The sequence below is a fragment of the Orrella dioscoreae genome, assembly GCF_900089455.2.
Taxonomy (GTDB): domain Bacteria; phylum Pseudomonadota; class Gammaproteobacteria; order Burkholderiales; family Burkholderiaceae_B; genus Orrella; species Orrella dioscoreae.
On the sequence record NZ_LT907988.1, the window covers coordinates 4,049,677 to 4,069,468 of the forward strand.

Annotated in this window: 19 protein-coding genes; 12 read left to right on the plus strand and 7 right to left on the minus strand. The window is 69.0% G+C overall.

Annotated elements, in window-relative coordinates:
• Entirely contained in the window at positions 1-2,301 is a 2,301-nt protein-coding gene (locus tag ODI_RS18660) for an NADP-dependent malic enzyme (protein WP_098020942.1), read from the minus strand.
• Positions 2,302-2,406: 105 nt separating this feature from the next.
• Positions 2,407-3,165: a sulfite exporter TauE/SafE family protein gene (locus tag ODI_RS18665; protein WP_067754696.1), complete on the minus strand. Its 759-nt coding sequence runs from the start codon at positions 3,163-3,165 to the stop codon at positions 2,407-2,409.
• Positions 3,166-3,383: 218 nt separating this feature from the next.
• On the opposite strand from ODI_RS18665, the gene ODI_RS18670 reads away from it, so the two are divergent.
• Complete coding sequence (locus tag ODI_RS18670; RefSeq protein ID WP_067754787.1) at positions 3,384-4,304, plus strand: LysR family transcriptional regulator; 921 nt, start codon at positions 3,384-3,386, stop codon at positions 4,302-4,304.
• Positions 4,305-4,437: 133 nt separating this feature from the next.
• The gene (fabI, locus tag ODI_RS18675; RefSeq protein WP_067754695.1) at positions 4,438-5,202 is read left to right on the plus strand and encodes an enoyl-ACP reductase FabI; all 765 of its coding nucleotides are present in this window, start codon (positions 4,438-4,440) and stop codon (positions 5,200-5,202) included.
• A 14-nt stretch (positions 5,203-5,216) separates the two neighbouring features.
• Here the strand turns inward: fabI and ODI_RS18680 are convergent, their stop codons facing one another.
• The 3 genes from ODI_RS18680 to ODI_RS18690 form a co-directional block, all read right to left on the minus strand.
• A complete protein-coding gene (locus ODI_RS18680; RefSeq protein ID WP_162292304.1) occupies positions 5,217-7,760 on the minus strand; it encodes a TonB-dependent siderophore receptor in 2,544 nt (847 codons plus the stop codon).
• 115 nt (positions 7,761-7,875) lie between these two features.
• On the minus strand, positions 7,876-8,802 hold the full coding sequence (locus ODI_RS18685) for a FecR family protein (protein ID WP_082985336.1): 927 nt from the start codon (positions 8,800-8,802) through the stop codon (positions 7,876-7,878).
• A 24-nt stretch (positions 8,803-8,826) separates the two neighbouring features.
• Entirely contained in the window at positions 8,827-9,387 is a 561-nt protein-coding gene (locus tag ODI_RS18690; protein ID WP_067754779.1) for an RNA polymerase sigma factor, read from the minus strand.
• 163 nt (positions 9,388-9,550) lie between these two features.
• On the opposite strand from ODI_RS18690, the gene ODI_RS18695 reads away from it, so the two are divergent.
• The 7 genes from ODI_RS18695 to ODI_RS18725 all read left to right on the plus strand — a co-directional run bounded on the left by ODI_RS18695 (position 9,551) and on the right by ODI_RS18725 (position 15,531).
• Positions 9,551-9,973, plus strand: coding sequence for a nuclear transport factor 2 family protein (locus tag ODI_RS18695; RefSeq protein WP_067754694.1), 423 nt, complete (start codon positions 9,551-9,553; stop codon positions 9,971-9,973).
• Positions 9,970-10,788 (plus strand): SDR family NAD(P)-dependent oxidoreductase, encoded by an 819-nt coding sequence (locus ODI_RS18700; RefSeq protein WP_067754693.1) that lies wholly within the window; start codon positions 9,970-9,972, stop codon positions 10,786-10,788. Before ODI_RS18695 ends, ODI_RS18700 begins: the two co-directional genes overlap by 4 nt.
• On the plus strand, positions 10,785-12,032 hold the full coding sequence (locus tag ODI_RS18705) for an NAD(P)/FAD-dependent oxidoreductase (RefSeq protein ID WP_067754690.1): 1,248 nt from the start codon (positions 10,785-10,787) through the stop codon (positions 12,030-12,032). Before ODI_RS18700 ends, ODI_RS18705 begins: the two co-directional genes overlap by 4 nt.
• Positions 12,029-12,826 carry a DUF1365 domain-containing protein gene (locus ODI_RS18710; protein ID WP_067754688.1) on the plus strand — a complete coding sequence of 266 codons (798 nt, stop codon included), beginning with the start codon at positions 12,029-12,031 and terminating at the stop codon, positions 12,824-12,826. Before ODI_RS18705 ends, ODI_RS18710 begins: the two co-directional genes overlap by 4 nt.
• Positions 12,807-14,111, plus strand: a complete 1,305-nt coding sequence (locus ODI_RS18715) for an SAM-dependent methyltransferase (protein WP_082985335.1) — start codon at positions 12,807-12,809, stop codon at positions 14,109-14,111. Before ODI_RS18710 ends, ODI_RS18715 begins: the two co-directional genes overlap by 20 nt.
• Positions 14,112-14,251: 140 nt before the next feature.
• Positions 14,252-14,821, plus strand: a complete 570-nt coding sequence (locus ODI_RS18720) for a sigma-70 family RNA polymerase sigma factor (RefSeq protein ID WP_197707109.1) — start codon at positions 14,252-14,254, stop codon at positions 14,819-14,821.
• Positions 14,822-14,826: 5 nt separating this feature from the next.
• On the plus strand, positions 14,827-15,531 hold the full coding sequence (locus tag ODI_RS18725; RefSeq protein WP_067754686.1) for a ChrR family anti-sigma-E factor: 705 nt from the start codon (positions 14,827-14,829) through the stop codon (positions 15,529-15,531).
• A gap of 48 nt (positions 15,532-15,579) precedes the next feature.
• Here the strand turns inward: ODI_RS18725 and ODI_RS18730 are convergent, their stop codons facing one another.
• Positions 15,580-16,368: an SDR family oxidoreductase gene (locus ODI_RS18730; RefSeq protein ID WP_067754683.1), complete on the minus strand. Its 789-nt coding sequence runs from the start codon at positions 16,366-16,368 to the stop codon at positions 15,580-15,582.
• Between the two features lie 177 nt (positions 16,369-16,545).
• Here ODI_RS18730 and thpR point away from each other — a divergent pair, with 177 nt between their 5' ends.
• Positions 16,546-17,106 carry an RNA 2',3'-cyclic phosphodiesterase gene (gene thpR, locus ODI_RS18735; RefSeq protein WP_067754680.1) on the plus strand — a complete coding sequence of 187 codons (561 nt, stop codon included), beginning with the start codon at positions 16,546-16,548 and terminating at the stop codon, positions 17,104-17,106.
• 35 nt (positions 17,107-17,141) lie between these two features.
• Here the strand turns inward: thpR and nudC are convergent, their stop codons facing one another.
• Positions 17,142-17,936 (minus strand): NAD(+) diphosphatase, encoded by a 795-nt coding sequence (gene nudC, locus ODI_RS18740; protein WP_067754677.1) that lies wholly within the window; start codon positions 17,934-17,936, stop codon positions 17,142-17,144.
• A 229-nt stretch (positions 17,937-18,165) separates the two neighbouring features.
• Here nudC and ODI_RS18745 point away from each other — a divergent pair, with 229 nt between their 5' ends.
• Both ODI_RS18745 and ODI_RS18750 read left to right on the plus strand, forming a co-directional pair.
• Positions 18,166-18,687, plus strand: coding sequence for a sigma-70 family RNA polymerase sigma factor (locus tag ODI_RS18745; protein WP_408635854.1), 522 nt, complete (start codon positions 18,166-18,168; stop codon positions 18,685-18,687).
• A 12-nt stretch (positions 18,688-18,699) separates the two neighbouring features.
• Entirely contained in the window at positions 18,700-19,731 is a 1,032-nt protein-coding gene (locus ODI_RS18750; protein ID WP_067754671.1) for a FecR domain-containing protein, read from the plus strand.
• Positions 19,732-19,792: the final 61 nt, after the last annotated feature.

Below are 19,792 nucleotides of genomic sequence, written 5' to 3' on the forward strand. Positions count from 1 at the left end.
TCACTCCCCGCCGTTCTCCTGCCGGTTCGCATCCAGCACCGCCAGCGCCGCCATGTTGACGATGCGGCGCACGGTGGAGCTCGACGTCAGGATGTGCACGGGCTTGGCCGCGCCCAGCAGGAACGGCCCCACGGCCACGTTGCGGCCGGCGGCGGTCTTCAGCAGGTTGTAGGCGATGTTGCCCGCATCCACGTTCGGGCACACCAGCAGGTTGGCGGCGCCCTTCAGCGTGGAAGACGGCAGCAGCTTCAGGCGCAGGGCTTCGTCCAGCGCGCAGTCGCCGTGCATTTCGCCGTCGATTTCCAGCGCCGGCTCCTGCTCGCGCACCAGCGCCAGGGCTTCGCGCATCTTCTCGCCCGACGCCGAGCTGCCCGTGCCGAAGTTCGAGCGCGACAGCAGCGCCACCTTGGGCTCCAGGTTCAGGCGGCGCATCTGCTCGGCGGCCATGTGGGTGATCTCGGCGACCTGCTCGGCCGTCGGGTTGTCATTGACGTGCGTGTCCACCAGGGCCACCGTGCGCTCGTCCAGCAGCAGGATGTTCATGGCGGCGTAGGTCTTGGCGCCCGCCTGCTTGCCCAGCACCTGGTCGATGAAACGCAGGTGATCGTGGTAGGCGCCCACGGTGCCGCAGATGAGGCCGTCGGCGTCGCCCACGTGGACCATCATGGCGCCGATCAGGGTCAGCCGGCGGCGCATCTCCACGCGCGCCATCTCCTTCGTGATGCCCTGGCGGCACATCATCTCCCAGTACGTCGTCCAGTACTGGTGGAAGCGCTCGTCGTACTCCGGGTTCGTCACCTCCACGTCCTGCCCCAGCTTCAGCCGCAGGCCGAACTTCTCGATGCGCGACAGCAGCACCGCCGGACGCCCCACCAGGATCGGGCGCGCCAGCTTCTCGTCCACGATCACCTGCACCGCGCGCAACACCCGCTCGTCTTCCGCCTCCGTGAACACGATGCGCGCACGACCGCCCTCGCGCACCAGCTGCTTGGCCGCCGCGAACAAGGGCTTCATGAACGCGCCCGAGTGATACACGAACTGCTGCAGCTGCGCCGTGTACGCGTCCAGGTCCGCCAGCGGACGCGTCGCCACGCCCCCGTCCATCGCCGCCTTGGCCACCGCCGGCGCGATGCGCACGATCAGCCGCGGGTCGAAGGGCTTGGGAATCAGGTATTCCGGGCCGAAGGAGATGTCGTACGTGCCATAGGCCGCCGCCACCACCTCGTTCTGCTCTTCCTGCGCCAGGCCGGCGATCGCATACACCGCCGCCTTCTCCATCTCGCGCGTGATGGTGGTCGCCCCCACGTCCAGCGCCCCCCGGAAGATGTACGGGAAGCACAGCACGTTGTTGACCTGGTTCGGATAGTCCGAGCGGCCCGTCGCCATCACCACGTCGTCACGCACCGCGTGCGCCGCTTCCGGCAGGATCTCCGGCGTCGGGTTGGCCAGCGCCAGGATGAAGGGCCTGGCCGCCATGCGCGCCACCATCTCCGGTTTCAGCACCCCACCGGCAGACAGCCCCAGGAAGACGTCCGCCCCCTCGATCACCTCGCCCAGCGTGCGCAGGTCCGTCTTCTGCGCGAACTTCGCCTTGTCCGGGTCCATCAGCACCGTGCGGCCCTCGAACACCACGCCCTCGATGTCGGTCACCCACACGTTCGATGGCGGCAGACCCAGGTCCACCATCAGCTCCAGGCACGCCAGGGCGGCCGCGCCCGCGCCCGACACCACCACCTTCACCTGGCCGATGTCCTTGCCCACCACCTTCAGCCCGTTGATGAAGGCCGCCGACACCGTGATCGCCGTGCCGTGCTGGTCGTCGTGGAACACCGGGATCTTCATGCGCTCGCGCAGCTTGCGCTCGACCGTGAAGCACTCCGGCGCCTTGATGTCCTCCAGGTTGATGCCCCCGAACGTCGGCTCCAGCCCCGCGATGATCTCCACCAGCTTGTCCGGATCGGTCTCGTTGATCTCGATGTCGAACACGTCCAGACCGGCGAACTTCTTGAACAGCACCGCCTTGCCTTCCATCACCGGCTTGGAGGCCAGCGGGCCGATGTTGCCCAGCCCCAGCACCGCCGTGCCGTTGGAAATCACCCCCACCAGGTTGCCCCGCCCCGTGTAGCGGAACGCGTTCGCCGGATCGGCCACGATCTCTTCACAGGCCGCCGCCACGCCTGGCGAGTACGCCAGCGCCAGGTCGCGCTGCGTCACCAGGGGCTTGGTGGCGGCCACGGCGGTTTTGCCGGGCACGGGAAACTCGTGATAGTCGAGGGCGGCTTGCCTGTCGGCGTTGTTCATGATGATGTCCTCTTTGGAATGTGCGCCCCGCGGCGCCTGTTGTCCGGAAAAGCGTGCCCTCTCGGGGTCACGCGGCAGTTCGAAATCGGATGCGGCTGGCAAGGTCTACAGGTATCGCGCCAGCAGGTTGGGCACCGCCGACACCAGCATGGCGACGCCCGAGGCGGTGAGCAGGCCCAGCACGACACGGCGGAATGCCGCTTCGCTCAGGCCGATATACACCTTCCCGCCCAGGAAGGCCGTCAACAGCACGATGGGGCCCACGACAGCAAACAGCGGCAGCATGGGTCGGGTGACCAGACCCTGGAACAGGTAGGTCGCCATCGTGACCGACAGCATCGCCAGGTTGAAGTTCTGGATCAGGCCGCGCTGCGTGTCCTTCTCGAAGCCGCGCAGCGTGCACCACAGCGTGGGCAGCGCGCCGGCAAAGCCGCCGATACCGCTCATGATGCCGCCTGCCATGCCCGCCGTACCATCGGCCACCCGGCCACCCGCCGTCACGGCAGGCAGGCGGCGCGCCATCAGCATGGCGGGGCACCAGATCACCAGCAGCAGCCCCAGCACGGCCTTGAACCAGTCCACATCCAGGCGCGGCAACAGCGCCACGCCCAGCGGCACGCCCAGCCATCCCCCCAGCAGGAAGGGCCACAGGCGGGCCAGCGCAAAGGGGCGGCGCACCGACACGGCTGCCATGACCTGGCCGGTCAGGGCGCCGAAGACCGCCAGTACCGCCGCCAGGGCCGGATCCAGCGTCCAGGCCCACAGCGACATGGCCACCAGGCCGAATGCGAAGCCCGACAATCCCTGCACGAACCCTGCCACCACGGCGCCCAGCGCCACCACCACTATTGTCTCGACCGGCATGAACTGGCCTTGTCTCTACCCTGTTGGTTGGAACAGCACACCGGGCAATAGCCCTTCGGCGCGTGTTCCTTTTTGCAATATGGATGTCATTCTAGGCCGCAACCATCACGCGATCATTTTGAATTGATATGATTCCATCACCATTAAGTGATGATTGAGCCGTGACTCCCTCCTTCGATCCCGCCGACATCGTCCGCAAGCTGGGCGCCCGGCTCAAGATGCGCCACCTGACCCTGCTGCTGCAGATCGAGCAGCACGGCTCGCTCACGCGCGTGGCCGAGCACATGGCCAGCGGCCAGCCGGCCATCACCAACGCGCTGGCCGAGCTGGAAAGCATGTTCGGCGCAAGGCTCTTCGACCGCTCGGTGCGCGGCATGCGGCCCACGGAACTGGGCCGCGTCGTGCTGGCCCGCGCCCGGGCCATGATGCAGGACCTGGATCACCTGGCCCGCGACATGGAAGCCGTGGCCGCGGGCCGCGCGGCGCACCTGCACATCGGCGTCATTCCCTTCGTGCCCGGCCACATCCTGTCCTCGGCCATCCAGCGCACCCTGCCCGATGCCGCCCAGGGGCTCACGGTGACGCTGCACGAACAGATCAGCGGCCCCCTGCTGGCGGCCCTGCGCGACCACACCGTGGACGTGGTCGTGGGGCGGGCCTCGGCCTCGGTCGACCTGACCGGGCTGGACTTCGAAGTGCTGTACCGCCAGCCGCCGCGCCTGGTGGCCAGCCGCCGCCTGGCGGCCCGCCTGGGACGCGGCCCGCTGGACTGGCGCGACATGGCCGGCCTGGACTGGATCCTGGGCACGCCGCACACGCCGCTGCGCGAACAGGTGGCCGACGTCTTCCTGGGGCTGGGCCTGACCCCGCCCACGCCCATCGTGGAAAGCGACTCGTCGAAACTCATCGGCGACTTGCTGGTGTCCAGCGAGCGCACGGTTTCCATCCTGCCCGCCGACATCGCGGAGGAAATGGTGCACGTGGCGGGCGTGGCCATCGTGCCCTACTCCTTCGACTGGACCTTGCCGCCCATCGCCCGCTTCACCCGCAAGGAAGGCGGGCAGCGCGACGTGGACCGCCTGTTCGCCCAGGCCCTGCGCCAGGTGTGCCGCGACGCCTACGGCGCGGCGGGGCGCTGAGGCTGCCGTTGACGCAGCGCAGCATGACGGACATGCTGCACGGATACACTCGCCTGGCCCAAGGCAGCCCGCCCGCGATGGCGCGGACCGCGACCGGGCGCAACCGCAACCGCAAACCGAGCAGGAGCACGACATGCAGGCGCTGGCAGGAAAGACCGGACTGGTGGTGGGCATCGCCAACGACGACAGCATCGCCTGGGCCTGCGCCCAAGCCTTCCGCGCCCAGGGCGCACGGCTGGCGGGCACCTGGCGCGGCGAGCGCGACGCCGAGACCGTGGGTCCGCTGCTGGCATCGCTGGATGCCGACATCGCCATGGCCATGGACGTCAATGACGACGCCCAGGTCCAGGCCCTGTTCGACCGCATCCGCCAGGCGTGGGGCCGGCTGGATTTCGTGCTGCACTCGGTCGCCTTCGCGCCGCGCCAGGACCTGCACGGGCGCGTGGTCGACAGCTCGCGAGACGGCTTCCTGCTGGCCATGGACACCAGTTGCCATTCCTTCGTGCGGCTGGCCCGCCACGCCGAACCGCTGATGACCCAAGGCGGCAGCCTGCTCACCATGAGCTACCTGGGCGGCGAGGAAGTCGTGCCGAACTACGGACTGATGGGCCCGGTCAAGGCCGCGCTGCAAGCCTGCGTGCGCTACCTGGCCGCCGAGCTGGGCCCGTCGGGCATCCGCGTGAACGCGGTGTCGCCCGGCCCCATCGCCACGCGCGCGGCCGGCGGCATCGCGCACTTCGACGCGCTGGTGGCCGACAGCGAACGCCGCAGCCCCCTCCCACGCCCGCTCGCCATCGACGACGTCGGGCCCCTGTGCGCCTTCCTGGCCAGCGATGGCGCCCGCGCCATCACCGGCACCACGCAGTACGTGGACAACGGCTTCCACATCCTCAACTGAAAGGAGGCCAGCCGTCAGTACGCCAGCGTGTAGGTCAGGGCGAAGGTGCGCCCCTGCCCCTTGAAATCCAGCACCGAGGGCGAAATGGACGAGGCATAGGCCAGCTTCGCCTGCTCGCTCCAGCGCGTGGCGTAGGTCCGGTCGAACAGGTTCTGCACCCCCACGGTCAGGGTGCCCTCCACGCCCGGGCCGTGCTGGAATCGGTAGCTGCCCATCAGGTCGAACAGCGTCAGGCTGGGCAGCCGTTCGCCCTCCCCTGAACCGAAGCTGGGCAGGTCGCTGGTCAGCTTCAGGCTGTGCACCATCTGCAGCCGCGCGCCCCAGTTGCCGCGCTCGCGCGCCACGTAGGCTGTCGCCTTGGAAGGGCTGGCGTGGTAGATGCCGCGCTTGCGCCAGCGTCCATTCACTTCCTCCTCGGTTTGCAGCAGCAACAGGTTGCCGCCCACCGACCAGCCGTCGCCGTAGCGATAGTCCAACTGGCCCTCGATGCCCCGGTTGCGCACCCTGGCGTCATCCAGGCTGATGTTGAGCGTGGCGCGGTCCACCGCGATCGACTTGTCGGACTGCGACTGGAAGACCGCCACCTGCGCGCTCAGCGGCCCGCTGGCCAGGCGCCAGCCGACCTCGGCCGAGCGTGTCTTGATGGCGGCCATGCTGGTGCCGGCCACGCTCAGGTGACGGCCCAGGCGCCACACGCCGCCAGCCCCGCCCTGCAGGGAATACGAGGCATTGGCGCCGTAGTACTTGGCCGGGTCGGCCAGCTCGAAGCCCTCCGAATAATTCACCCACACCTGCTGGGCCGGCGTCAGCCGGTAGATCAGGCCCAGATTGCCCAGCGTGGCGGCGTAGTCGTTCTTGCCGCCCGGAATCGCTTCCGCCGCGCGGCCATAGCCCGCCGCCACCAGGCGCTGCTGCGCCACCTGCACGAAGTCCTCGACCTCGATGTCCACCTTCTGGTGGCGCACGCCGCCGCTCAGGCTCAGCCTGTCGGTCAGCTTCAGGTCGGCCTGGGCGAACATGCCCCAGATATCGGTGGAGAACGACGGGTAGCGCCCCAGCCCGGCCGACTCGCGGAAAGTCAGGCCGCCGCTGGCGATGGCCTGGTTCACGTCGAACAGGGTCTGGCGGGCGTCGAATTTCTCGTGGTCGTAATCGACGCCGTAGGTCAGGCGCAGGTGCGACCAGTCCTTCAGCAGCATGCCCTTCATGCCATAGGTCGTCGTCTCCTGGGTCGACGTGCTCCAGTACGGCACGCGCGCGCCGCCCAGCGGATTCGCGTCCGTGCCGGGGAAGGGATAGAACTGCAGCGACTCGGCGCGGTGATAGGCCTTCAGATAGAAATCCTGGCCGCCCAGCACGTCCGGCTTGGCGTAGTCCGCCATGAAGAGATGGCGGCGGGTGTTCGGCTCGACATCCGAGGAAAAGCCGTCGCGGGTCTCCAGCGCGGCGGGACGCAGGATGTCGTTGCCCGCGCCAGGGCGCATCCACAATGCCTTGCCCGGCTGATAGCCCGAGTCGTAATACTGCGCCAGCACGCGCAGCGTGCCCGCGTCGCGCAGGTCCACATCGAGCGTGCCCAGCACGTCCACCGCCTGGTTCCACTGCAGGTCGGTCTGCGTGATGTCGGGCAGCACGCGCGCGCCGTCGCCGTCATAGCTGCCGCCGTTGCGGCTGTAGGCCACGGCCAGCCGCCCTTGCACGCGGTCATTGCCGCCCTGCACCGATTGCGCCGCGTGCCACGCCAGGTCATCGCCGCCCTGCAGGCCGGAGCGCACGCCCGCCTCGCTGACGAAGGTGGGCGCCCCCGCTTGCGCGCGTTTGGTGACGATGTTGATGATGCCGCCGGTGGCGTTGCCGCCATACAGCGCGGTCGCGCCGGACAGCACCTCGACACGCTCGATGTTGAAGGGATCGATCGAATCGAACTGGCGGCTGAGCGAACGCGAGCCGTTCAGGGAGATGCCGTCGATCATCACCTGCGCGGGACGCCCGCGCAGGTTCTGGCCGAAGTTGGTCCGCATCTGCCCGCCCAGGTCCAGCCCAGGCACCAGTTGGCCCAGCATTTCCTTCAAGGGCACGCCGGCGCGCGCCTGCTGTTCGATCTGCGCGCGCTCGACGACCCAGACGCTGTTGGGCGTTTCCTCGATGGCGCGCGGGACCCGCGACGCCACCACGGTGACGGCGGCCAGGCTGCTGGCGTCCGGCGCGCTGGACGCGGGGGCTGCCGGCGGCGCGCCGCCCTCGACGACGGCGTAGGTGCCTTCGCCTTGCGCATGCACGCGCAAGCCGGTTCCGGCCAGCACGCGCGACAGCGCCTCATCCGGCGTGTAGTCGCCACGCAGCGCGGGCGCTTGCCGACCTTCGGTGACATCCGCCAGGAACAACACCTGCACGCCCGACTGGCTGGCGACGGCATTGAGCGCGGCGCCCAGGGATTGGGCAGGCAGGTCGTAGGACTGCTGGCGTGCCTGCGCGCCGGCCTGCCACGCCAGGGCCAGACCCAGCGCCAGCGCGGCGAGCTGGTGGCGGCGGCGCGAGCTTGAAGAAAGAGACATCATGGAGGGATCCTCGAAGGAGTCGACAGTGCGATGCACGGGTTTCGAGGAATGAGCCGCAGGAGGGCCGTCTTGACCCACCCTGCATTTACAAATTATTTCAATCAGCCCCAGCGGCCTATCGCCCGCGCGCATCCGGCGCCGGCACCAGACGCACCGCCCCATCCGGTGCGCGCTCCACCTGCAGGGGCCAGACCAGCGGCAACACATCGAACAGCTGGTCCAGCCTGGCCACCTGGAATACGCCCGACACGCGCAGGCGCGCCAGCATGGGGTCGTCGACGGAGACCGGCACAGGCAGGTACCGCTGGAGTTCGGCCAGCGCCTCCGAGAGCGGCACGCCATCGAAGACCAGTCGGCCCGATTGCCAGCCCCCCGTGAAGCCGGCGGGCTCCTGGCGCAGCAGTTGGGCATCGCGTCCATGCACCGCCACCCCCATCCCCGGGGACAGGCGGTACGCCGGCCGGGTGCCCGCACGCTCGGGCAGGGCCACGTCCACGCTGCCCTCACGCAGGTAGACCAGCGCCGAGGCGGCATCCCGGCGGGCCACGTCGAACACCGTGCCCGTGACCGTGACGCGGGCCACGCCGGCATCCACCTCGAAGGGCCGCCACAGGGCAGGCGACACGGTATAGCGGGCCCTGCCCTGCGTCAGCGCCACCTGGCGCGACCGCACATGCCAGGACACCACCATGCGCGTATCCGTGTCCATGAAAACCGTGGAACCGTCAGCCAACGCCACCAAACGTTGTTCGCCCACCCGCGTGTGCAGGGTGTCGGTGCGATAGGCCGGATCCCATCTCCACACCCCGCCCAGCCCCAGCAGCAGGAACAAGGCGGCCAGGCTGCCCCCCACCCGGCGGCGGCGGGCCGCGCGCAGGCGCGCCTGCTCGGACAAGGCATGAAGATCAGGCAAGGGAAAGTGCCGTTGCAGGGCGGACTGATGCTGCCCCAACGCATCGCCCAGCCCCTGGGGGGATGGCTTGCCGGACGGTGCGTCCGGCAGCGGACAGGCGCCGTCGGCGGCCGGGTCCTGGTCAGGCATGCGGGATGCTCCTGGGGGAGGTGTTCATTGCCGGAAGCCCGCCGCGGACAGCTGCGTGCAGCAGGCCTGCACGCCGCGGCGCAGATGCTTCTCGATGGTCTGGGTGGAGACATGCAGCAAGGCGGCCACCTCGGCCTGCGGCAGGCCATGGATCTTGTGCAACACGAACACCTCCCGGCAGCGCTCGGGCAGGGACTCGATGGCCCGCACCAGCACGGCGAATTCGCGCCGGGCATCCAGCGCGCGCGCAGGGTCGGCAGCCTCGCTCGCCACGTCGGGCAGGTCCTCCGGCGCGCAGGACAGTTCGTGCGACTGGCGGACATCCCGGCGGCGGCAATGATCCACCGCCAGGTTGTGCAGCATGCGGCGCAGCAGGCCCAGCGGCGCATAAGCCGGCTTGGCTGGCCGCGTCAGGATCTGCAGGCAGGCCTCGTGCACGACGTCCCGCGCCAGGCCCGACGCGCCGAACCGGCGCTGCACATAGCCCACCAGGTCGTCATAGTTCGCCAGCAAGGCGGCCAGCAACGTCGACGGCTCGGCGGAACCGAGGTCGGACGAGGGCCGCAGCGCGGGGTCGGGAACCATGGGCGAGAAGAAGGAAGCCTGGACAAGCGGGCGATTATACAAATGACAATCATTATTGATAGCAAATGGGCGCGGCACGCTGAAATAATTTTTTTCAATCCCCGAGTGATCCGATTGCCCGTTGCGCGCGTAGACCGCTGACACCCGCCAACCGGACACTGCCATGAGCGCCTTCCTGCAGGACTTCGCCAGACGCTTCGCCGACCTGGACGCCGACACGCTAGACCGCCTGCCCACGCTTTATACCGATGACGTGCGCTTTCGCGATCCGCTGCACGAGATCCAGGGCATCCAGGCGCTGCACGCCTATTTCGAGAAGCTTTACGCCAACGTCGAGTCGCTGCGCTTCGACTTCCAGGGCATGGATGAGGTCCGCGCGGGCGAAGGCTACCTGCGCTGGGTCATGACCTACCGGCATCCCCGCATCGCGCGCGGCGAGCCCGTGCAGGTCGAGGGCTGCTCGCACCTGCTGTGGCGCGACAAGGTCCATGCGCACCGCGACTACTTCGACGCGGGCGCCTTGCTGTATGAACACCTGCCGCTCCTGGGCGGGGCCATCTCCCTGCTCAAGGGACGGCTTGCATGAACATCGGAACACCCGCGGACGATCCCCCGGGCCCGTCCGCCACGCAGCCCCCGGACGACAAGCGCCGCATCTGGCTGACGGGCGCGAGCAGCGGCATCGGCGCGGCACTGGCCGAAACCCTGCTGCGCCAGGGCCACCACCTGGTGCTGACCGCGCGCCGCGCAGCCCCGCTGGAAGCCCTGGCTGGACGCTATCCCGCGCAGGCCATGGTCATGCCCGGCGACCTGACCGATCCGGGACAGGTGCGCGAGATCGGCAAGCGCATCGCGGCCCTCTGGGGCGTGCTGGACTGCGCGATCCTGAACGCAGGCACCTGCGAATACATGGACGTGCGTGAATTCGAAGCCGCCATGGTGGAACGCGTCATGCGCAGCAACCTGTTCTCGGCGGCCTACTGCCTGGAGGCCGCGCTGCCGCTGCTGCGCCGCGCCACGCGCCCGCAGCTGGTCGCCATGGCCAGTTCGGCCTCGCTGTTCTCGCTGCCCCGGGCCGAAGCCTATGGCAGCTCGAAAGCCGCGCTGCGGTATCTGTTCGAATCGCTGCGCATGGACCTGGCGGCCGAAGACATCGCCATCACCGTCATCAACCCGGGCTTCGTCGACACCCCGCTCACCCGGAACAACGACTTCCCCATGCCCATGCGCTGGGACGTGCAGCGGGCCGCACGCCACATCGCCGACCGCCTGGACAACCGTCCGATGGAAATCGCGTTCCCGCGCCTGTTCATTGCCGGGCTGCGCTTGCTGGGCTGCCTGCCGCGCAGCCTGCAGGTCGCCGTGGGCCGGCGCCTGTCACGCAACCGGGCGCCAGCATGAATATCGCCATCATCGGCGCCGGCATCTCCGGCCTGACCGCGGCACACCTGCTGGGCCGCAGCCACAACGTCACGGTGTTCTGCGCCGACCCGTGGCTGGGCGGCCATACCCACACCGTGGACGTCCACGCCGACGGCGTCGCGCACGCCGTGGACACGGGCTTCATCGTCTTCAACGACCGCAACTACCCGAATTTCGTCCGGTTGCTGGACCAGCTGGACGTGTCGTCGCAGCCGACCGAGATGAGTTTCTCGGTGCATGATCCGGCTACCGGTTTCGAATACAACGGCCATTCGGTCCGCACGCTGTTCGCGCAGCGCCGCAACGTGCTGTCGCCAGGCTTCTGGGGCATGCTGCGCGACATCCTGCGCTTCAACAAGGCTGCGCTGCAAGACCTGGAGGCGGGCCGGATCGATCCCCACGCCACGCTGGGGGAGTACCTGCGCAAGGCCGGCTATGGACGACGCTTCGTCGATCATTACCTGGTGCCCATGGGCGCGGCCATCTGGTCCATGCCGCTGGCCGACATGCTCGGCTTCCCGCTGGAGGCCTTCGTGCGTTTCTTCCGCCATCACGGCCTGCTGTCCCTGAGCGACAGGCCGCAATGGCGCGTCATCACCGGCGGTTCGCGCAGCTACGTGCCGGCGCTGGTGCGCCCCCTGCGCGACGGCGTGCGCGCCGCCTGCCCCGTGCAACGCGTCACGCGCGACGCGCAAGGCGTCGTCATCGACAGCGCCGCGGGCCAGGAGCGCTATGACAAGGTGGTCTTCGCCTGCCACAGCGACCAGGCGCTGGCGATGCTGGCCGACCCCAGCGTGCCCGAACGCGAGATCCTGGGCGCCCTGCCCTACGCGGACAACGACGTGGTGCTGCACACCGACACCCGGGTGCTGCCGCGCCGCCGGGCGGCCTGGGCCAGCTGGAACTATCGCCTGGGCGGCCCGGCCGACCAGCCCGCCGCCGTCAGCTACAACATGAACATCCTGCAGGGCATCGATTCGCCCACGACGTTCTGCGTCAGCCTGAACCAGGATGCCGCCATCGACCCCGCCAAGGTGCTGGGCCGCTACCGTTATGCCCACCCGCAATACAGCCTGGCGGCCGTCGCCGCGCAAGCGCGCTGGCGCGAGCTGTGCGGCGCGCGGCACAGCTATTACTGCGGCGCCTACTGGGCCAACGGCTTCCACGAAGATGGCGTGGTCAGCGCCTTGCGCGTGGCCGAGGCCTTCGAGGAGCGCCTGTGAGAAGCGCGCTTTACCAGGGGTGGGTGGCGCATGCACGCCACCAGCCCGACACCCACGCCTTCCGCTACCGCATCGGCATGCTGTACCTGGACCTGTCCGAGCAGGATGCCGTGCTGGGGCTCTCGCCCCTGGCAGGCCGTTCGCGCTGGGCGCCTTTCGGCATGCGCGAAACCGACTTCCTGCCCGCGCTGACGCGGCAAGGCATCCCGCTGATCGACGCCGTGCGCATGCGCGTGGCCCTGGCGCTGGGCGAGGCGCCGCAAGGCCATGTGTGCCTGCTGGCCCAGCCCCGCAGTTGGGGACTGGCCTTCAACCCCGCCAGCTTCTTCTATTGCCACGGCGCCGACGGCCAGCTGGCCGCCATTCTTTGCGAAGTCACGAACACGCCCTGGCGCGAGCGCTACCAATACGTGCTGCCGGCCTATGGCGATGGCGAATCGCGCCAGCGCGTGGCCAAGCAGTTCCACGTGTCGCCGTTCCTGCCGCGCGACGTGGAGTACCGCATGCGTTTCTCCCCACCGGACGAGGAACTGCGCATCCACATGGAGAACTGGCAAGGCGACACGCGCCTCTTCAACGCCAACCTGAAGCTGGCGCGCGTGCCGCTGACGCGCGCCAGCCTGCACCAGCACCTGTGGCAGTTTCCCTGGATGACGGCGAGCACGCTGGCCGGCATCTATGCACAGGCCTTCCGCCTGCTGCGCAAGCGCACGCCCCTGCACGCCCACCAGGACGCCGACGGCGGCCTGGGCACCGCCCATCTGGAGCCCCGCCATGAAAAGCCCAACGCTTGACCAGCCGCTCGCGGCGACGCCCGGCGATGCCGCCGCCCGGCAGCAGGACACGACCACCGGCTTCCTGGACCGCCTCTTGCGCCGCCACCTGCTGGGCCGGCTGGACGCCTTGCGCCACGGCCAGCTCACGCTGGTCGACATCGACGGCAGGCGCTGGGTCTTCGGTGACCTGCAAGCCACGCTGCGCGCCGAGGTGCACGTGCATGCGCCGGCGCTTTGGCGACTGCTGGCCGGACGCGGCGCCATCGGCGCGGGCGAAGCCTATGTCCTGGGCCACTGGTCCAGCCCCGACCTGACCGCCGTGATGCGCGTGTTGGTGGCCAACCTGGACGTGCTGGACGGCCTGGAACGCGGCGTTGCCCGCCTGGGCAAGCCGCTGCTGCAAGGCCTGCATTGGCTCAACCGCAACACCCGCGACGGCTCGCGCCGCAACATCGCCGCGCATTACGACCTGGGCAATGCGCTCTTCGAACGCTTCCTGGATCCCAGCATGATGTACTCCGCGGCCGTCTTCGACGCCGCGCACGACACGCTGGCGCTGGCGCAGCGGAACAAGCTGGACCGCATCTGCCACAAGCTGGCGCTCAAGCCCACCGACCATCTGCTTGAGATCGGCACCGGCTGGGGCGGCATGGCCATCCATGCCGCGCGGCACCATGGATGCCGCGTGACCACCACCACGCTGTCGAAGGAGCAGTACGACACGGCCCGCGCCCGCGTCACGGCGGCAGGCCTGGAGGACCGCGTGACGGTGCTGCGGGAAGACTATCGCGACCTGTCCGGGCAATACGACAAGCTGGTGTCGATCGAGATGATCGAGGCAGTGGGGCACCGCTACCTGCCCACCTACTTCCACCAGTGCGCCAGCCTGCTCAAGCCTGATGGCCTGATGCTGCTGCAAGCGATCACCATCCGCGACCAGCGCTATGCGCGGGCACGCCGCTCCGTCGACTTCATCCAGAAGTACATCTTCCCCGGCGGCGCCCTGCCTTCGGTCAGCCGGATGGCCGACGTCGTGGCATCCGCCACGGACATGACCATTCATCACATGGAGGACATCGGCCTGCACTACGCGCGCACGCTGCGCCTGTGGCGCGAGAACCTGCGCGACGCCCGCGAGGAGCTGGCGCCGCTGGGCTACGACGAACGCTTCTTCCGCATGTGGCAGTACTACTTCTGCTATTGCGAAGGCGGGTTCATGGAGCGCCACATCGGCACGGCGCAATTGCTGCTGGCCAAGCCTGGCGCGCGTCCGGTCTACCCCGGCGCGGTCGCCGAGGCCTGAGCCGGGTCCACGCCTCATGCGCCGCCTGCCTGTCCCCGCCTGCCTCTCCCGCCCGGTTATCGCCATCGCGGGCGGCTACACTGCTGGCCAGCCGGACGCCCTGCGTCCCTCTTCCCCGCCGACCAGGAAGCCCCGCCCGCTTGAGCCCAGCCGCGCCCGCCTCCGATCGCGCCCTCCCCTGGCAGGAACTCGTGCAGGCGGTCGCACAGCATCGCGATCGCGAGAGCTTCATGCGCCTGTACGACCACTACGCGCCGCGGCTGCAACGCTATCTGCTGGGACTGGGCGCCACGCCCGGCGCGGCAGAGGAGCTGGTGCAGGAGACGCTGCTGAAGCTCTGGCTGCACGCGCACGCCTTCGACCCGGCGCGCGCCATGCTGAGCACCTGGCTGTTTCGCATCGCCCGCAATCAATACCTGGACAGTATCCGGCGCGACCGTGTCTGGGCCGCCATGCAACTCGACCTGGATGCGCTGTCACTGCCCGAGCAGGCAGCCGAGCAGCCCTCGGCCGGCGAGGCGGTGGACGAAACGAAGTTGCGCGCCGCCATGCAGGCGCTGCCTGAGCGGCAGGCCCGGGTGATCCACATGTCCTATTTCGAGGCCAAGAGCCACCGCCAGATCGCCGAGGCGCTCGGGCTGCCGGTGGGCACGGTCAAATCCTGCATCCGCCTGGCCTTCGCCCGGCTGCGCGCCGCACTGCAGGGATGAACGCCATGATCGACCGCCATCATCTCGACGACGCCACGCTGGTCAGCTACTCGGCCGGCGCCCTGCCTGCCGCGCTGGCCCTGGTCGCGGCCACGCATCTCGCGCTGTGCCCGCAATGCCGCGCGCGGCTGGCCGGCGTCGACCGCCTGGGCGGCATGCTGATGCACGACGGCCCGGATTGGCGCCAGGCGCCCGCGCCGGCGCCCAGCCCCTTGAGGGGCCGTGATGCCATGCTGGCAAAACTGGATGCGCTGGAAGGCGTGCCGCCGGGCGAGGCGCTCGAGCCTGCCCCTGCAGCACCATCCGCCGAAGCAGGCAGCCCGGACCCCGACCTGCTGCCCGGCCTGCTGCATCCGCATTTCGGCATGCGCTACAGCGCGCTGCGCTGGCGCCTGATGGCGCCCGGCCTGCACCGGGTGCAGGCCAGCGGCATCCACGAAGGGCAACTGATGTTGCTGAAACTGGCGCCCGGCATTTCGCTGCCGCCGCACGGTCACGGCGGCAGCGAAATGACGCTGGTGCTCAAGGGCGCGTACAACGACTGCTTCGGCCGTTACGGCGCCGGCGACATCGCCGACCTGGACGAGGACATCGAGCACCAGCCCGTTGCCGAGCAGGGCGAGCCCTGCATTGCGCTGGCCGGCACCGACGCGCCGCTGCGCTTCAAGACCTGGGGCGCCCGGCTCATCCAGCGCCTGGTCGGCATCTGAAGGGCAGGCAGGCCCGCGTGACGCGCGGCCCGCAAGAGACGCCGTGGATCAGAACGTGCCCGGATAGGCGCCGCCATCCAGCAGCAGGTTCTGGCCCGTCATGTAGCCGGCGTGCACGCTGCACAGGAACGCGCAGAACGCGCCGAATTCTTCGGACGTCCCGAAACGGCCCGCGGGAATGCCCTTGCGGCGTTGCTGGGCCACTTCGTCCTGCGTCAGGCCGCTGGCCTTGGACGCCACGGCCAGGGTCTTTTCCAGGCGCTCGGTCTCGAAGGGACCGGGCAGCAGATTGTTGAACGTGACGTTGCGGCCGGCCAGGCCCGGCTGGCGCGCCAGGCCGGCGATGAAGCCGGTCAGGCCGCTGCGCGCGCCGTTGGACAGGCCCAGGATGTCGATGGGCGCCTTCACCGCGCCGGACGTGATGTTGATCACACGGCCATAGCCGCGCTCGGCCATGGCATCCGCCGTGCGCTGAATCAGCGCGATGGGCGTCAGCATGTTGGCATCCAGCGCCTTGTACCAGTCCTCCTGGCGCCAGTCGCGGAAGTCGCCGGGCGGCGGGCCGCCCGCGTTGTTCACCAGGATGTCCACTTGCGGCGCGGCGGCCAGCAGGGCCTCGCGCACGTCTTCCTGGGTCACGTCGCCCACCACCGTCTTCACTTCGATGGCGGGATTGAGCGCGCGCAGCTCGGCCGCGGTCGCCTCCAGCGCGTCCTTGCCACGCGCGTTGATCACCAGGTTCACGCCTTCGCGCGCCAGCGCGGCGGCACAGCCCTTGCCCAGACCCTTGCTGGCGGCGCACACCACCGCCCAACGTCCTGTGATACCGAGATCCATCTCCTAGCCTCTCCTTGTCGCGAACGCGGCGCGGCGCCCACCGCGGGCGCCGCGCCTTGCATCCCGTGAACCGATTGTAGGAGAGCCCGCGCCAGGCAAAGAATGACGATTGCTCATGCCGCCATCACTCGCGCACATGGCTTGTCGCCCTGGCAGCCCAGGCGCTAAGGTGGAGACATGCCGACCCCCTGGAACCGCTGCTTCATCGCCCTCGCGCCCGACGCCGAATCGCGCGAGACCCTGGCCAACCTCCCCGTGCCCGACACGGTCCGACGCGTTGCCTATGACGACCTGCACCTGACGCTCGCCTTCCTGGGCGGCATCGCGCCCCCCCAGGGCCACGCGCTGAGCGACGCCCTGCATGTCCTGGCCGAACCCTTGCCCGCGCTGGATTTCCAAGGCCTCGCCCTGTGGCCCTCGCCGCACCATCCTCGCGTGCTGGTGGCACGCTATACCTTGGCGCCCGCCTTGCAGGACATGCTGAAAGGATTGCACCGCGTGCTGCGCGAGCTGGACCTGCCTGTCGAGGCGCGTCCCTTCCAGCCGCACGTCACCCTGGCCCGCTTGCGGCCCGACCGCCCGCCGCTGGCGGCGGAATCGCTGCAATGGATGGAAGGCCTGCACGGCGTGCCGCCCCTGCACCTGGACAGCCTGGGGCTGTATGCCAGCCTGCCCGTGGAGCACGGGCCGCGCTATCGCGCGCTGCAATCCGTGCCGCTGGTGCCTGATTACGACTGAGGCCAGGCGCCGGGGCCGTGACGGCCCCGCCGCACCTAGTTCGCCTGGTCCGACACCGGATCCCACACCACGCCCGCGGGCAGGTTCGCGCGCACCAGCCGGCCCGCCACGGACTGCGCCATCGGCACCGGCGGCAGCGCATCGCCGGGGCCATACCAATTGGCCTCGGCAATCTCGCTTTCCTGCACGCGCACCTCGCCGCCCGCGTATTCCGCGGTGAAGGCTATCATCAGCGAATGCGGGAAAGGCCAGGACTGGCTCTGGAAGTAGCGCAGGTTCTTCACCTGCAGGCCCACCTCTTCCTCCACCTCGCGGTGGATGGCGTCCTCGACGCTTTCCCCCGCCTCCACGAAACCGGCCAAGGCGGTATGCCGCGCCCGGGCATAGGTGGCATGGCGCGCCAGCAGGATGTGATCGTCACGGCGGATCAGCACCATCATGGCCGGGGACACCCGCGGATAGCTGGGCAGCCCACAGGCCGGGCAACGCATGCAGTGTTCGTGCGCCACACGTTCGGTGGGGGTGGCGCAGGCGCCGCAATACCGGTGCGTGCGCGCCCACTCGCCAATCTGGAAGGCCTTGCTGGCAAGCCCCATGCGCGTGTCGTCCAGGACGCCGAAGAAACTGCGCAACTTGCGAAAGGCGTAGTCGCCCGTGTCGGGCTGCGCATCGCGGCCCAACTGCGCCACGCGCTGCTCGGGCGCGCGTCCCACCCAGAGTTCCTGCCACTGCCCGGGCGCGATGCCCAATTGCTCACAACAGGCGTCGTCCGGCAAGGCCATGTCGGCCTCGCGCACCAGCAGCTCGTCGCCGCGGAAAATGAAATTCATGGTCCGGCATCCGTGAAACCCGATGCGGGATGGTACTCCGAGCCCGGTTGCTGGCGTCGTTCCGGCAGGGTGGCGGCGCGCGCCAGCCAGCGTGCAAGAAAGCCACGCCCCGACTTTGAAAAGGTGAATTTTTGTCTGATAATGGAAACTATTCCTATTATTTATTCTTCTTAACCTTCTTGAGCTGGCCAACGGCAGGGTCGTGGTGCTAAGCAAAAGGCCCACGATCGTGAGTACTCTGGGGTGCCCCCCGCCCGCCACCATCGAAATGCTCTACAGCGACCATCACGGTTGGCTGAAAGGCTGGCTGCATCGCCGCCTGGGCAATTCGGATCACGCCGCCGACCTCGCGCACGACACCTTCATCCGGCTGCTCAGCAGCGAGCGCACGCCCACCGTCATCGACGAGCCGCGCGCCTTTCTCACCACCGTCGCCCAGAATCTCGTCTCCAACCACTGGCGCCGCCAGAAGCTGGAGCGCGCCTACCTGGAAGCCCTGGCCCAGGCGCCTGAACCCGTGGCCAGTTCGCCGGAAGCGCGCGCCATCCTGCTCGAGACCCTGTTCGAGTTGGATCGCCTGCTGGACGACCTGCCCCCGCTGGCGCGCCGCGCATTCCTGATGTCGCAACTGGACGGCCAGACGCACGCGCAAGTGGCGGACGCGCTGGGCATTTCGATTGCCACGGTCAAGCGCCACATCGTCCGCGCCCTGCAGCGTTGCTGCTTCGCCGACCTCGCCTTCACCGGCTAGGACCTGCCGGCCGTGTCCTCCCATCCCTGGTACCAGTCCACGACGGACGCCGCGACCATCCCGCCCGCCGTGGCCCAGCGCGCCCTGGATTGGCTGATGGCCCTGCAGGACGAGCCTGTCGCGCCCGACACCACGGCGGCCTGGCATCGCTGGCTGGCCGAACACCCTGATCACGAACGCGCCTGGCGCCGGATCGAGTCTGTCATGGGACAACTCCAGCCGCTGGCCTGCACGACGCACGCCGCCATCGCGCAGGCAACGCTGGCGCCCGCCTCCCGCAGCCGCCGGCGCGCCCTGAGCGCGCTGGCCGTCCTGGCCTTCGCGGGCGGCGGCGGTTGGCTGTTGCACAGGGAACTGCCCTGGCTCACCTGGCAGGCCACCCATCGCACGCAGGTCGGCGAGCGGCGCACCGTCATGCTGGCCGACGGCACCGCGCTCGTCCTGAACACCGACAGCGCCATCGATGTCTTGTACGACGCACAACAGCGCCGCGTCCGCTTGCTGGCTGGCGAGGTCCTCATCACGACCGCCCCAGACACGCAGCCCGTGGCGCGTCCCTTCCTGGTCGAAACCCAGCAGGGCATCGCGCGCGCGCTGGGCACGCGCTACACGGTCCGGCTCTGGGACAGCGCAACCGAAGTCAATGTCTACGCCGGCCAGGTGCAGCTCGAGCCTCGCCGCGCCAGCGCCCGCCGCCACGTCGTCGCAGCGGGTCACCGGGCGTGCTACACCACGGAGGCGATCACCCACGACGAGCCCGCTGACGAATTGGCCGCCGCCTGGATCGACGGTTTCCTCGTTGCGCGCGACATGCGACTGGACCGTTTCCTGGACGAGTTGCGCCGGCACACGCGTGAAACCTTGCGCTGCGATCCCGCAATCGCGAACCTGCGCGTGTCCGGCTCCTTCCCGCTGGACGACATCCGCAAGGTCCTGGAAGTCCTCAGCATCACGCTCGACCTGCGCCTGGTCATCCAGACCCGTCATTGGGGCGAGCGCGTGATCCTGGTCGAGTCCCGTGCGAAGCCACGCCCCCAAGCGTAGATACAAATATTTACAAATATAAGTGGCCAAGTTGAGCTGTTTCGCCGGCTCGCGGGTCATG

Coding starts and splice junctions, on each gene's coding strand:
- ODI_RS18660 (WP_098020942.1), bottom strand. CDS start 2,301: ATGAACAACGCCGACAGGCAAGCCGCCCTCGACTATCACGAGTTTCCC.
- ODI_RS18665 (WP_067754696.1), bottom strand. CDS start 3,165: ATGCCGGTCGAGACAATAGTGGTGGTGGCGCTGGGCGCCGTGGTGGCA.
- ODI_RS18670 (WP_067754787.1), top strand. CDS start 3,384: ATGCGCCACCTGACCCTGCTGCTGCAGATCGAGCAGCACGGCTCGCTC.
- fabI (WP_067754695.1), top strand. CDS start 4,438: ATGCAGGCGCTGGCAGGAAAGACCGGACTGGTGGTGGGCATCGCCAAC.
- ODI_RS18680 (WP_162292304.1), bottom strand. CDS start 7,760: ATGATGTCTCTTTCTTCAAGCTCGCGCCGCCGCCACCAGCTCGCCGCG.
- ODI_RS18685 (WP_082985336.1), bottom strand. CDS start 8,802: ATGCCTGACCAGGACCCGGCCGCCGACGGCGCCTGTCCGCTGCCGGAC.
- ODI_RS18690 (WP_067754779.1), bottom strand. CDS start 9,387: ATGGTTCCCGACCCCGCGCTGCGGCCCTCGTCCGACCTCGGTTCCGCC.
- ODI_RS18695 (WP_067754694.1), top strand. CDS start 9,551: ATGAGCGCCTTCCTGCAGGACTTCGCCAGACGCTTCGCCGACCTGGAC.
- ODI_RS18700 (WP_067754693.1), top strand. CDS start 9,970: ATGAACATCGGAACACCCGCGGACGATCCCCCGGGCCCGTCCGCCACG.
- ODI_RS18705 (WP_067754690.1), top strand. CDS start 10,785: ATGAATATCGCCATCATCGGCGCCGGCATCTCCGGCCTGACCGCGGCA.
- ODI_RS18715 (WP_082985335.1), top strand. CDS start 12,807: ATGAAAAGCCCAACGCTTGACCAGCCGCTCGCGGCGACGCCCGGCGAT.
- ODI_RS18725 (WP_067754686.1), top strand. CDS start 14,827: ATGATCGACCGCCATCATCTCGACGACGCCACGCTGGTCAGCTACTCG.
- ODI_RS18730 (WP_067754683.1), bottom strand. CDS start 16,368: ATGGATCTCGGTATCACAGGACGTTGGGCGGTGGTGTGCGCCGCCAGC.
- thpR (WP_067754680.1), top strand. CDS start 16,546: ATGCCGACCCCCTGGAACCGCTGCTTCATCGCCCTCGCGCCCGACGCC.
- nudC (WP_067754677.1), bottom strand. CDS start 17,936: ATGAATTTCATTTTCCGCGGCGACGAGCTGCTGGTGCGCGAGGCCGAC.